Source organism: Mycoplasmopsis phocirhinis (assembly GCF_004216495.1).
Taxonomy (GTDB): Bacteria; Bacillota_I; Bacilli_A; order Mycoplasmatales; family Metamycoplasmataceae; genus Mycoplasmopsis; species Mycoplasmopsis phocirhinis.
Genome location: NZ_CP034841.1, coordinates 435,495 through 449,927, shown reverse-complemented (window position 1 = coordinate 449,927; position 14,433 = coordinate 435,495). Strand labels below are relative to the sequence as shown.

Annotated in this window: 11 protein-coding genes; 6 read left to right on the top strand and 5 right to left on the bottom strand. The window is 26.3% G+C overall.

Annotation, left to right across the window (positions count from 1 at the left end; all coding sequences use genetic code 4):
• Nucleotides 1-92 precede the first annotated feature (92 nt).
• The 3 genes from EG856_RS01770 to EG856_RS01760 all read left to right on the top strand — a co-directional run bounded on the left by EG856_RS01770 (nt 93) and on the right by EG856_RS01760 (nt 4,438).
• Nucleotides 93-1,460 (top strand): FAD-dependent oxidoreductase, encoded by a 1,368-nt coding sequence (locus EG856_RS01770; protein ID WP_130429422.1) that lies wholly within the window; start codon nt 93-95, stop codon nt 1,458-1,460.
• A 150-nt stretch (nt 1,461-1,610) separates the two neighbouring features.
• On the top strand, nt 1,611-2,930 hold the full coding sequence (locus EG856_RS01765) for a variable surface lipoprotein (RefSeq protein ID WP_130429421.1): 1,320 nt from the start codon (nt 1,611-1,613) through the stop codon (nt 2,928-2,930).
• Nucleotides 2,931-3,091: 161 nt separating this feature from the next.
• A complete protein-coding gene (locus EG856_RS01760) occupies nt 3,092-4,438 on the top strand; it encodes a variable surface lipoprotein (protein ID WP_130429420.1) in 1,347 nt (448 codons plus the stop codon).
• 911 nt (nt 4,439-5,349) lie between these two features.
• Here the strand turns inward: EG856_RS01760 and EG856_RS01755 are convergent.
• Together EG856_RS01755 and EG856_RS01750 are read right to left on the bottom strand one after the other, a co-directional pair.
• Complete coding sequence (locus EG856_RS01755) at nt 5,350-6,135, bottom strand: hypothetical protein (protein WP_130429419.1); 786 nt, start codon at nt 6,133-6,135, stop codon at nt 5,350-5,352.
• A gap of 64 nt (nt 6,136-6,199) precedes the next feature.
• On the bottom strand, nt 6,200-6,736 hold the full coding sequence (locus EG856_RS01750; protein ID WP_130429418.1) for a hypothetical protein: 537 nt from the start codon (nt 6,734-6,736) through the stop codon (nt 6,200-6,202).
• Between the two features lie 278 nt (nt 6,737-7,014).
• On the opposite strand from EG856_RS01750, the gene EG856_RS01745 reads away from it, so the two are divergent.
• Entirely contained in the window at nt 7,015-8,406 is a 1,392-nt protein-coding gene (locus EG856_RS01745; protein ID WP_130429417.1) for a putative cysteine peptidase, read from the top strand.
• A 2-nt stretch (nt 8,407-8,408) separates the two neighbouring features.
• A complete protein-coding gene (locus tag EG856_RS01740; protein ID WP_130429416.1) occupies nt 8,409-8,831 on the top strand; it encodes a hypothetical protein in 423 nt (140 codons plus the stop codon).
• Nucleotides 8,832-8,998: 167 nt separating this feature from the next.
• On the opposite strand, the gene EG856_RS01735 is transcribed toward EG856_RS01740, so the two are convergent.
• Together EG856_RS01735 and EG856_RS01730 are read right to left on the bottom strand one after the other, a co-directional pair.
• On the bottom strand, nt 8,999-9,598 hold the full coding sequence (locus tag EG856_RS01735; RefSeq protein WP_130429415.1) for a hypothetical protein: 600 nt from the start codon (nt 9,596-9,598) through the stop codon (nt 8,999-9,001).
• Nucleotides 9,599-9,606: 8 nt separating this feature from the next.
• A complete protein-coding gene (locus EG856_RS01730) occupies nt 9,607-11,064 on the bottom strand; it encodes a putative cysteine peptidase (protein ID WP_130429414.1) in 1,458 nt (485 codons plus the stop codon).
• 331 nt (nt 11,065-11,395) lie between these two features.
• On the opposite strand from EG856_RS01730, the gene EG856_RS01725 reads away from it, so the two are divergent.
• Entirely contained in the window at nt 11,396-12,946 is a 1,551-nt protein-coding gene (locus tag EG856_RS01725) for an endonuclease (RefSeq protein WP_165381418.1), read from the top strand.
• A gap of 23 nt (nt 12,947-12,969) precedes the next feature.
• On the opposite strand, the gene EG856_RS01720 is transcribed toward EG856_RS01725, so the two are convergent.
• Nucleotides 12,970-14,427, bottom strand: a complete 1,458-nt coding sequence (locus tag EG856_RS01720; RefSeq protein ID WP_130429412.1) for a hypothetical protein — start codon at nt 14,425-14,427, stop codon at nt 12,970-12,972.
• Between the last annotated feature and the right edge of the window lie 6 nt (nt 14,428-14,433).

The following is a 14,433-nucleotide window of genomic DNA, read 5'->3' as shown; positions in this document are numbered from 1 at the left end:
AACATTAAAACCAATGCTAAAAAGCAAAATTTAGATATACTAAATAAAAAAATGTATAATATTTAAGTAAATTAATTGAAAGGAATAATATAATGAAAATATTAGTAGTAGGTGCTAACCACGCTGGTACCTCATTTATGAGAACACTAAAAACAGTTAATAAAGATGCTGAAATTGTTGCTTATGATAGAAATACAAACACATCATTTTTAGGTTGTGGAATTGCAGTTTGAGTTGCCGGAGAATTCGATGAACCTGGTGGACTATTTTACTCTTCGCCAGAAATATTAACAAATGATTATGGTGTTAATTTAAAAACCAACCACGAAGTCGTTGCAATTGATAGAGATAAAAAAGAAGTTACAGTAGTAGAATTAGCAACAGGCAAAAAATTCACAGATACATATGATAAATTAATTTTTGCAGGTGGTACATGACCAATTGAACCTAATCTTAAAGGTATTAATTACAAAAATATAGTTTTATCAAAACTATACCAACACGCCCAAGATTTAATTGAATATGCTAATAATAACGATTTTAAAGATGTTGTTATTGTAGGTGCAGGTTACATTGGTGTTGAATTAGTTGAAGCATTTCACATTAAAGGTAAAAATGTTAGATTAATTGACGTTAATACTAGAGTTGCAAGTAATTACTTTGGTAGCGAATTTACCGATATTATGGAAGATAATATGCGCAAAGAAGGAGTTAAACTTTCTTTAGGCGAAAAAGTAGTTGAATTTAGATCGGCTGATGGAGTAAATGTTTCAACTGTAGTTACAGATAAAGGTGAATATAGAGCCGATTTAGTTGTGATGTGTATCGGTTTTAAACCAAGAACTGATGCTCTTGAAGGTGTTGAAAAATTACCAAACGGTGCGATTGTGGTCGATGAATTCCAAAGATCACTTTCAGACGAAAATATTTACGCAATTGGTGATTCATGTGCTTTAAAACATGTAGTAACAAATGATAGTAGACATGTAGCTTTAGCTACTAACGCGGTAAAATCAGGTTTAGTAGCTGCATTACATATAGCTGGTTTAAACATTCCGTTCCCAGGTGTAGCAGGCACAAATGCAATTAATGTTTTTGATTGTCATTACGCCGGAACCGGTTTAACCGAAGAAATGGCTAAAAGAAATGGTTTTGAAAACGCAACATCAGTTCATTTTGAAGATATGGATAGACCAGAATTTATGAGTCAAGCTGAAAAAGTTGCAATTACAGTAGTATACGATAAAGAAACATTAAAACTTTTAGGAGTTCAATTAGGTTCATGAGGTACAACAGTTCACGCTGAAACTGTATATATGTTCGCGTTAGCAATTCAAAAAGGTTTAACTTTACCTGAAATTGCTCTTACCGATGTTTTCTTCTTGCCTCATTTCAATAAACCATTTAACTTCTTCCTAGTTGCAATGCTTAAAGCATTAGGTTTAAACTACAAAAAATAATATTAATTAAATAAATAAAAAATTAAATTGAATTAATACTTGTAAACAAGCAAAATTCAATTTAATTTTTTTTGCGTTTTTTTTTTTTTTTTTGTTAAAGGTTTAAAATAATTTAGAGTTAATAACAATACTATAAATAGAAAGGTTAATATGAAAAAAACTTTTAAACTGACATTAACATTATCAGCCATTGGTTCACTGACTAGTATTCCTTTTATTGCGGCTGCATGTGGGCCTAAAAATGATGTAAAAAAACCGGATAATATGCCAAAAACTGATTCACAACAAGAAATCAATCAGTTAAACGAGTTAAAAACAAATGCTAAAAATGAAATAAACGCATTAAGCGATCTAAATCAAGAACAAAAAACAAATTTTAGTTCTCAAATAGATTCAGCAACAAACCAAAATAGTATAAATTCTATAAAAGTCCAAGCAAAAAGTTTGAATGAATTAAATGCTTATAAAATAACCGTTAACTCTTCAATAGATGAATTCAAAAATTTAACTGCAGAAGAAAAAACAAGTTTTCGCAAACAAGTAAATATGGGTTCAACTAAAGAAATGATAGACACCCAATTAAATGAAGCAAGTACTAAAAACAATAGTAATTTAGCAACATCTAAAACTGAAAATTCTACAAAAGTAGATGGGTTGATTTGATTAACTAGCGAACAAAAAGCTAGCGCTAAAAATGATATAAATGCTCAAACAAGCATCAACGAAGTTAAAGTTCAATTCGAAAAAGCAAATCAATTAAACACTCAACAGACAAAAATAATTTTGGATTTAGAAAAATTGATTCCAACTTTAAAATTTAAAAAAGTTAGAGATAGATATAAGCCAAAGTATGTGCCAGCAGATCAGAGCAAAGCCAATAAATTCACCTATGTTCAATTTGCTATTGAAGGCTATGAAACTCAACAAAAAGTATCATGGTTATTACAATATATCAAAAGATATGGTACTGATAAGAATCTTAATGATTTAAAAAAGGTATTCAAAAATTTTGTTAATTCATTATATAATGGAAACATTAATAACCCCGAATTGTATTTTACTTCACACTATTTATTATTTGAATTAAAACCTGTAAGTGGTTTTACACCGGCCTTAAGATATGGTGACCAAAGTAAATACGATAATAACTCATTTGATGATTTATGAACTCCTGCTCCTGTTTTAGGTGGAATTAGAAAATCATATGCTACACCAGCAAATAGTGGTGTAAATATAGAACCAAAAGATTTAATGGTTAGAGAACACCAAATTGGTTCTGAAATAGGTTTAGTTAATTCACTAGAATTTTTAATTAAAGCTCGTGATTGAGATTCAATTAAAGATTCGCCATATGGTATGCCTCCAGGTTCGCCTGAATACCAAATAACAGGCTTACGTAAAAACTATCAAACACCATATGGCCCAGCAAATCCCACAACCAGTACCGAAAATACTGAATCAGCACAATAAATATTAACTAATAACAGCGTTCTAAAGGCACAGCAAAAATTAACATTCTAAAGTGTTCATTTTTGTTGTGCCTTTAATTTTTTTCACGTTTTTTTTTTTTTTTTTGTTAAAGGTTTAAAATAATTTACAGTTGAAAAAATTATTATATTAGAAAGGTTAATATGAAAAAGACTTTTAAATTAACATTAGCATTATCAACTCTTGGGTCATTAACTACTATACCATTTATAGCGGCAGCATGTGGTCCAAACAAAAAAAATGATCCTAAACCAGAAATGCCAACTCCAGCACCGGAAAAACCCAAAACAAACTCAAATCCAGATACAGTTAACAAACTTAATGAAGAAAAAACTAATGCTAAAACACAAATTCAATCCTTAAATAACTTGAACGAAGAAGAAAAAAACAGTTTTAATGCAAAAATTGACCTAGCAACCGACGAAAATTCAATAAATTCAATTAAATCTCAAGCCAATACATTAAATGAATTGAATTCTAACAAAAAAGCAGCGAATAGTGCAATTGATGAATTTTCTAATTTATCTGAAGAACAAAAAACTAATTTGAAAACTGAAGTCAATAACGCAAAAACTAAAGAAGTAATAAATCAAAAATTAGAAGAAGCTAAAACTAAAGATCAATCTAATTTAACAAATGCTAAAAATTCAGATACGGTTAAAATAGATGCACTTATTTGATTAACTAAGAAACAAAAAACAGAAGCAAAAAATGATATAAATTCAAAAACAAGTGTGAATGGAATAACAGCAAGATATCAAGAGGCTGTAAAATTAAATACTGATCAAACTAAAAAAATTTTAGACTTAAATACTTTAATACCTAGTTTAAAGTTTATGCGAGTAACAAAGAAAAGATATAAACCTAATTATGTACCTCAACAATTTCATACAGATAATAAATACACTTATGTTCAATTTGCAATTAAAGATTGAGAAACAGAACAAAAAGTTTCATGATTATTGCAATATATCAAAAGATATGGAACAAATGAAAATCTTAAGCAACTAGAAAATGTATTTCGTGCTTTCGTAACTTTATTATATAAATCAAATAATGATCCTGAATTATATTTCACTTCTCATTTTTTATTGTTTGTAAACGGTAAAGATGGTGAATTTAGACCTGCTTTAAAATTTGGGGCTCAAAATAATTATGAAGACATCACTCGTAATGATTTATGAACACCAAAGCCAATTTTAGGTGGAATTTCAAAACAATATGCTACAACCGCAAATAGTGGAACAGATATAGAACCAAAAGATTTAATGGTTAGGGAAAATCATATTGGCTCAACGATCGGTTTAGTTAATTCATTATTGTTTATAATCAAAGCTCGTGATTGAGATTCAATTAAAGGTTCTCCATATGGTATGCCTCCAGATTCTCCCGAATACCAAATAACAGGCTTACGTAAAAACTATCAAACACCATATGGCCCAGCAAATGCCACAACAACTCAAACACAAACCGAAACTGTTCAACAATAATAATATATGCAAATTCAAAACAGCATTTATAAATGCTGTTTTGTTTATATTTTTAAAATAATAAATATAAAAACAAAAATGCTATTCGGTTGGATTGCAAAACATTTCTAAACACCACGGACATAATTAATATTGTTGTAAATCAAAATTTCAAAAAATAGATCAATATCCTCTGAAAACCATAAAATATCAGTTTCTTATTTAAAAAAACTAATAAAAATATATTGCTTATGAGAAGACCGATTAAAAAATTTGTTTGTGTTTATCGAAGAACATCATTTAGAAAATAATGCAAAATAATAACAATTTTATCAATATCAAAATTTTGAAAATTTTAAAAAAGAGATATCTTAAATCAATAATAAGTAAGAATAATAAAATTTTCAATTCTAATTTTGAATTTAATTTAATAATGACTTTCACTTTGAAATATTTAGAACAAAATTACAAAATAATTTTAAAGTAAATTTTATCACTATATGCAACATAATCAAATAATAGATGAAGTTATTATTAAAATCCTTGAAATGTTAAACAAAATTAACATGTTTCAGTTTGATAGTAATATCTTAACAAATTACTTAATATTTATGGTTTAAATTAGAGAGAATTTTAGTTTAAAGCCCCCCAATGTCTGGGGGGTTGGGGGGTTAGAAGCCCCTATGATAGGGGTTTGGGGTTAGATTAGAAACTTTTTCATTGAATTTTATTTTTTGTTTTTTAACAAAAAAAACAAAAACACAAATCTATTTTTAATAGATTTAGATAAATATTTTGAACTTAACTTAAATATTATGTGTATTTTGAATTTAAAATTCTATCGTTTGGCGAATATTCAGGCGAATATCTTCCAATTCTTTTAATATTGATTTCAATAATTTTTTGTCTTGTTCATCCCAATTTAGCTTATTTTAGAATAAATTTTCTATTTTTGCATCCAACATTTGATTGAATGTGTAGCCTGCGGCTACTGTTTTCATCAATGTTTTGACTTGATAAACTTCTAATGGAAGTTTTTTATTTATTGAAAATTTTTCGTATAGTTCCATATCATTTGGTTGCAATTTTTTCGCTTCATATCTCGAGTTTTTAATTCTAAAATAAAGTTTGTTATCACTTCCAATTATAAATTTGGCATCAAATTTAGATTCAACACGAATTTTTTGATCATTTTGATAAGGTGCGTAATGAATTCCGTTGTAAAATACAGTCCCATTATTGATTTTTCTTGCTATTTCTAAATCAAAAAAATGTTCTAATCTTTCTTTATTTAACTCTCTAAAATGATTGACTTTGGGTTCAATTACTGATTTTCGTATTTGATTTAAGTATTTTAATATCGATTCTTCAGCATCGTTTGCTTGTTGTATTGTGTTAATTTTATTGTCTAAAAACCACAAAGGCAGGCGCATTTGAATAAAATTTTGTGCATTTTCTATGTGTGGTTTACCGTTAGAATTAGATGTAGTAATCAATTCAATACCCAGATTTTTTATCGCTTTAAATGTTACTGCGTTTGAATCTTCATTATTATAGAAATTCTTTCTTTTATCAGTAATTATTGTTGAAGGAATACCGTATCTATTCAACATTTTTTCTAAATTACTTTGGTGACCATTCAGTGTTTCAACATTTTTTTCAAAATGAATTATAAAAGTTTGCCGGTTGCGACATCAATAGAACTTATTGCTGTTCAAAGTTCATTTTTAACAAAATAATGAGTACAACCATCAATTTCAACAACATCACCAAAGGAATATTTTAATCTTGTTTTTTGCGCTCAACTTCTTTTTTCTTCGGTATTTTTAATTCTAAATCTAATGAATATTTAATACCAAAAGCTTTCTTTTTCAATTTTATTCTTGCCTTACGTGCCTCTTTTCTGCCCGCTTTATACGCAAAAGCGCTACAAAAACCATTTTGTTTTAATCTTTTTACCATTTGGGAGTGTGATATATATATCTTGAGTTTTTCATGGTATGAAATTAAAGACATATACAAATTACATGAACTATTAGCATTGTTGCCACTAGCTAATAGTTTTTTATTTTCGTATTCTTGTCCTAAATTTAAAACCATTTCGTCGTTATATCTTTGAGCATTTTTATTGTTTGTGTTTTTGTGTTCAATGTTTTCAATATAACCATTTCCACGTTTTAACTCGTTTTTGTACAGTCTGACTGTAGAAACAGATTTATTTATTCTATTTGCTAATTGTTTATATGTTTCGTGCTTAAAAGTAATGATGGTATCTAAACATCATTTTTTTTGGATTACATAGTTAGTTAATTTGTCCATCTCTTTTACCTACTTTTTAATTTTAAGGGAAAACAGATGTTAATTTTGTTTGAGTTTTCACGTTAGGCTTTTATGTAGCATTAAATGTGAAGTTATATAAATTTTTATATTTTGTTAAATTTCAAAAATATTTACAAGCAATCAGAATAATCAAATTTATGGCAAAATGTGCAAATTGGCATAATTTAAGCAAAAATTTAACCAAAAACGGCCAATTTGATTTTTCCAAGCAAATAATTAATATAATTTTAGTGAAGAAAATAAATTAAAGAGGTAAGATGAAAATAAAAAAATGAAAAATTATAAGCTTAGCTACAGCAACACCGGTTATAGCTACAACTATAGCAGCTAATACTAATTATTATAGTATTGGCGTAAATGATAAATCGCAAATTTTAAGATTACAAAATATAGTTGAAAAAGAAATTCAATCCTTCTCAAATAACAACCAAAAGATAAAAAAATATAAATTTCTTAAATTAGAACGCGATGGAGGTGATGATAACGAAATAGTAATTTTATTTGTTTTTGAAAAAAATGGTTATGCTATTTACGATGTTAAAGAATTAAAATTACGTGAATTAAACCTAGAATTTAAAATAGACGAAACATTGTTTGAAAAAATTGACAGTTATATACCTTTTGTAACATTTAACAATTTTTTAACAAAAAAAACAAAAAAACATAATAATAAAATTAATTTAAACATTGACAAAAAACTTTTAACTCAAAAAGAAAGTAATTTGCCCAAAAAACGTTCAAAAAGATTTATAAAACCATTTAGTAGATGAACAGACGAAGCAGAAAATATTAATTTTGCCAAAGAATTAATTAAAGCTGATTATGAAGTTCCGCACTCATGATGGTTTAAAGTTAATTCCAAAATGTTTGGCTATGCCGAAAATACTAATTCCTATTGAAAATTTCACGAATATTTGCAAAAACCAATTTTAAACGGTTTTGATAAAGAATCTTACTACAATAGTGAAGGTATATGTATGATAATTGCCTTGTCATTACTAATACAATATCAACATTTTTTTGTTAATTCTAATTGAATTTCAGAGGATTTAGAAAAAAAATATATAAGTTATCCGGATTATGCCGGAACATATAAACACGAAGCATATAATAATAGTAGAGAAAATATTGATTATATCAAACAAAATAACCTTCCTGCTATTCCGTATGTTTCTCCTGGTTTTACAATTGAATTATTGAAGCATGGTTGATATAAACACTTTGCTTTAAATAGTTGAAGAAATTTAAGAGACACATTGGTAAATTATACAAAATCAATAAATAAAACTTCATATGATTGATTTCATGGAGAATCCTTTTTCCAAAAACCATGAGAACAAATTTATAACAACAGACCAACATTATTAGCAGGTTCATTAAAATATTCTAACGATGAAGTAATCAACCATGGAGTAGTAGCATATGGTAAATGATATGATAAAGGAAATTCAATATACCGCGATAAATATCTAGTTCATATGGGTTGAGAGGGTTATTCACAAGTTGTTTTGGATTATAATTGATATTCTAGAACATTTGGCATTTCATTTTCAATTATTGATACCGAAAAAGATGATAATAAAATTTTAAAACCATTTTTTCAAAAAGATTGACAAAATTTAACTGCAAAGGAGCTTAACATTAAATAATTATGAAGAAAAGATCTCAAATCGCTACCTTTTCATTAGCCATTATCAACTTAATAATTTTTCTTGCTTTTTATATTTTGATAATGTTAGTGGTTTATAGTAAAACTGATAATGAATTTTTGAATAGTTTTAAAACACTTGGCAGTCCAATTATTATTTTAGAATTTTGACTATATCTAAGTTGAATTATATTTATGATTTTGTGTGTTATTTTGTTTGAAAAAATAACAATGCCAAACAAAATAAAGAGGTTAATTTTTTACTTCTTTTGATCTGTTTCAATTCTAACCATTATAATTATTTTTTCAACAGGGTTTATAACAATGTGAGGCATTGCTGAACAATTCGCTTTAGCAACAATAATTGCGATGGTTATTGTAATAGGTGTTATATTTAAATTAACTCACAAAAAAATAATATCTTAACTTTTAACCTTAATTAATTAAATTGTTTAAGAACAAATTTATATGTTAACAGCATAATTACTAAAATGCCAAAACACTAAATTGTTTTGGCATTTTTTAATTAAATTATAAATTAATTTTAAAATAATTAAAAACACAATAAACATATTGTGTTTTAGTAAATAAAATTATCTATTTTTGTTAATTATTTCTAATTTACTTGGGCCATACACATAACTTAAATATAAATCAAGTAAAATTCAACTAAACATTAAAATGCTAAATAAAGTTAGTATAACAATAAATGATATTAAATAAACTTTATTTATTGAAGTTGGTTGAATATTATTATTGAAATTTTGTTTAAATTGAATATAAAGTACGGTGTAAATTAAAGTTAAAACAAGTAGCAGCATAAATCAAATCATCATTGAGTGCGAATAAGTTAATTTAAATGATGTTTTGTGTTGAAAAGTTAAATTAAATAATGTAAATACAATTGCTAATATTGATAAAAATATACCAAAAGAACTTACACTAACTGCCTTTTTATCTTTATTTTTAACAATAATTTCTATTATTGATCACAATGAAACAAACAATAAAATTGCACTTATAGGTGTTGAAAGTACTGTAAAAATTTCAACAACAGAATTACCACTTGATCATAAGTATGCGTTTGTTGAGGTTACTAAAAATGCTTTCAACATACCAATCAAAGAACTTAGAATAATTACTAGAATATTTATTAAAATCTTATTTTTGTCGCTTATTTTGTTAAAAATCATTTTTCCTCCTAGTTAAATGAAATATGTTTTGGTAGTTCAGAAGCATCTACCATTTTCCCATTATAGTTAAAATATTTTTTTAATGTTGGGTTTTTTGTTTTGTCTCAAACATGAAACTCATATCCAATATGTCTTAAATATCTTGCGCTTACAGCAACTTGTGAATATCTCATATTTTCAGAACCAAAACCATAATGTACTAAATAAAGATTAGATAAATCGGTATCACCTTTATCGTACCATTTACCATAAGCAAGCACTGAATGTCAAATATCTTCTACTCCGTTAGTGTATGCAGAAATATAGCCACCCAAAATAACAGGATTATTTTTATAAATTATTTCTCAAGGTCTATTAAATAAATAAGTTGTATTTCATCCAGTCTTTAAATTATTGTTTTTAACCGTTTTCAAAAGTGATGTTTTATAATGACTAGCATTGTGAATATTTATTGTTCCATCGTTTAAAAATAATTGATAACTAAGTTTTGGTGAAAATATTGGATAAATAGGCAAATTATTTTTCTTTAAGAAATTGTAATTATTTTGAGCATATTTATTATAAACGTTAAAGCCACTTGACAAAATATGATTATGATTTTGATCAACATCAAATACATTTGCATATTCGTTGAATTGCGCTTCACTTAATCAGTTAGAATTTTTGAATAGTTGATAATATTGAATAAGCATTGAAAGCGAAATATATTCACATATTCCTTGCTCATCTTCTTTATTTTTTGAATAATCACGAGTATCTCCGAAAGCATGTCTAAACTCTTCATAATTATTTGTTAAATCAGCATACCCAAAAAAATCCTGATTTGACTTAAATCACCATGAATAATCAACCTCGTAATCAGCATTCAAACGTGTTACAGGTTCGCTAGGATCGTATAAAGTAGCATTGTTAGTCCTATCTTGAAATTTGTCATTAAGTTTACTTATTTTTATATTTTTTCTTAATTTAGAAGTATTCTCTTTGCGTAAAATTTGTTTATTTTCTTTATCTAATAACTCAGTTGGTAAATTATCGCTTAACTCCTCGTTTTGAGTAAAATTAGAGCTGACTGATTTAAACAGATTTTTTTCTTTTACAACTAAGGATTTAAGTGGAATATACCCATTAATTTTTTCAAATTGTTCGTCTGTTAAATTAGTTAATGGATTATATTCTATTAACTCAAAAGTTTCCAAACTAAATACCGCATAACCTTTATTTAAAAATTGTAATAACAATAATTTTTCACCGTTATAAAGCTCAATTTCTTTTTCTTTTAAAATTTCAATATTATTTTTAGATGTTTTAAGTATTTTGCTTATTTTTAACTTAATACCTAATCTAATATCTTCAGGTGTTAAATTCGAATCGTCTTTTGAATAATTATAATTTTTAAAATTCATTGAAACTGCCAATATCGGCAATGCTCCAGCTGATGCAATAATAGAAAATATATTTTTTTTCATTTAACTCCTAACATTTATTTTGCTTAATTCTTTAAGCAATTAAATTATATTAAACATATTTAATAGCTCAATTAATTCAAAAAAACATAAATGTAAAAAAAATATTCTAAAAAAGGAAAAAAAAGAAAAATTAAAATAAAAAAAGAGTTCAAAATAAGTTTTTTGTCTTAATTAATTTTTTTTGTGAAAGAGAACATTTCCACAAATTCGTTCCACATATGGTTTTTAAACATTAATTAAAACTTTCGTTGTTCTAATCAGTATGCAATTTCTATATAATATAGTGAAAATAAAACAAAATAACTTTAATAAATTTAGGGATAAGAGACAAATGAAAAAATATTTAATTCTTCCGCTTTCGAGTGTTTTAACCACATTACCTTTAGTGGCCGCTGCGTGCAACAAAGAAACACAAAAAAACGAACAAAAACAACAACATAACACAAAAACTACACAACAACCTCAAAAAGACAAAACACCTGATGAAAAACAATTATTTAATCAAGATTCTTCATTTGCAAAATGAACATTAAGTTTAGATAATGCTTTAAAAATTTCTCCTCAAGTAGATGAAAACATCATCAATTTAATTGCGAATAAAAAATTGTTTTATTCGTTTTCAAAAAACGCAATTATAGTGGCTAATACACGCCCAAAAAATAAAAATGAATGAGCGAATGCTCCTAAAGTATTTGAATTTAAAAACGCTGTGCCAAAATATTATAATATTGCGTATGCTGATTTAAATCAAGGCGATAAAAATAATGATGAAATTAAGTATGAAATTACAGATAATGAGTTAATTTTAAGTTATAAATCATCTAAATATTCCAAAGACAGTGACTCATTAATTTCAGCTCAAATTTATCAAACCAAGTTCACTAGATCAAATTCAAAATTAGGTATTGACGATAATACCACTAAACAAAACGATTTTGAAACTTCAAATACTATTGAACAACCTAAAACAAATTCAACTAATCAAAGTTCATTAATAACTACTAATAAAATAACAAATGGTGTGTATGAAAATTTAGTAGCACCATCGTTAAAAAAAGCAAAAGGTATAAAATATGTTCAAAATGATTTTTACGCAAGTTTAGAAGGTAAAAGCGGAACTGAATTAATAAACGCATTAATTAAGCTTCAAAAACAACACCGCGACAGCACTGGTTCTTATAACGATTTATACACAACATACGAAGATGCCTTTACTGATAAATATTACGAAAAAGATGGCTCATTATTAGATATTTACGGAGAAAATCCTCATTCAAACGATCCTTTTGTTTATACTTTTAATAATAAAAGTGGGTCTGGTCAAGAAGGAAAAGGTTGAAATAGAGAACATTTAATTGCTCAATCTTGGTTTGCTAAAGCTGACCCAATGCGTAATGATGCCCATCATGTTTGGCCAACTGATGCAACAGTTAACCAAAGACATGGCAATTTGCCATATGGCGAAGTTAATAAAACAACATTCACATCTAAAAATGGCACTAAAGTTGGTATTGGAGTTGAAGATAACCAACCAGTTACTGAAGTAATTAATGAATTTAAAGGTGACGTTGCTAGAGCATTTTTATATTTTACTCTTACATATAAAGATAAAAATTTAACCAGTAATAATGTTGCTAATCGTTTTTTTGATTCTCAAAACAATAATTCAATCAAAAAGCCATTTTTAGACACAATGTTAAAATGAGCTCAAAACGACCCCATTACACAGTTTGATTTAGATAGAAATAACGCAATCTATCAACACCAACAAAATCGCAACCCTTTTAGTGATTATCCTGAATTAATTGATGTCGTTTTTAATGCTAATACCGAATATGTTTTTCATAACCAAGGTTTTGCTACTGAATTAATATTCAATTAAACAAAAATTAACATTCGCAAATGTTAATTTTTGTTTGATTCAACTTTTCTTTGTTTAATTTGTCTTTTAATAAAAATAAACAATAAAATTATTCATAAAACTACAACGGTAGAAGATAATAGAACAAATACATAAATGTTAAATTTGTTTTTAGCTACTTGTTTATTTGATTGTTGTTCAGATATATTTTGGCTAGAATTTTGTTTGTTAGAATCATTATTTTGTTCATTATTTTCTATTTTTGTTTCATTATTAATTTGATTTGATAAGGTTTTAACTGCATTTGTTAATTTAGAAACTAAAGCAGCATAGTTTAAAAATTCTTCAACGCTAAACATTAAATAAATTTTTTCATCATTTGATTCCAAATCTTTGAGCTTATTAATTTCATTAAACTCAACTGAATTTGTGATTAGATTTTGTTGTTGCTTGTTTAAAAGGTCAAAGTTGGTCTTAAATTCATTGAATAAAACCTTATTTTTTTGCTTTAATAAATTAATATTATTTATGTTTATTTTATTTGCTAAATCATTAAGTAGATTATAAAAAGGTTTTTTAGCATTAAGTGATGCTGGTTTTATTTTTGCTAAAATAGATTTAGAATCAGTCAGTTTTTGGGCAAAATCTTCATTGTATTTTTGTAATTGGGCTATATCTTTAGTCGAATCAAATATTTGAGTTGATTGCGAAAGTTGTATTTGAATTTCATTTATTTTGGTTTCAAATTCAGCAAAACGATCTATTCATAAGCTTAATTCAAAATTCTCAAATACACCACCATTATCTTTTTGGTTTTGATCTAATTTATGCTTTTGGATAAAATTCTTTAATTCGACTTCATCATCGTTAGACTTAATTTGGTATCTATACGACTTAAATATTTTTTGATCATCTTTAATAAAATCGGAGTTAATAATAGATTTTGTAAAATATTTATCTAAAACAGGTTGCTTTTTATCAATAAAATAATTATTTATCTGTTCCACACCAAAATCTCTAAATGAAATATTTTTAAATAAATCTAAATTAAAACCTTGTTTTAAAACAATAGCGGGATTATTTTGAACCAACAAACGAGCAACGATAGCAACATAATTTTTAATTTGACTATCAAGTTGATTTTCAATATATGCATTTGTTTGGATAAATTTTTCTCAAAGCGAATTATCATTTAAATCATAATTTGCCCCTAATTGCAATTTAACTTGCTGTTCAATTGCGGCAAAAAATTCCTGAATAGAATTGATAATAGTATCACCTAATTGTTCAGGTGATTTATCATCAAAAGTGTAATCTTGATTGCCTAATTGGTCAATTAATCTCAATTTTAAACTTTTAGCTATATTAATATATTTAGCCTTATATAACTCATATTCAGTTTTTTTAGCGTTTGAATTATTTTCTAATTTAGTTGATATAGCTATTGAAGGTAAAGCTAAAATTGAACTAAACGTTAGGCAAGATAAAATAATTTTTTTCATTTTCAT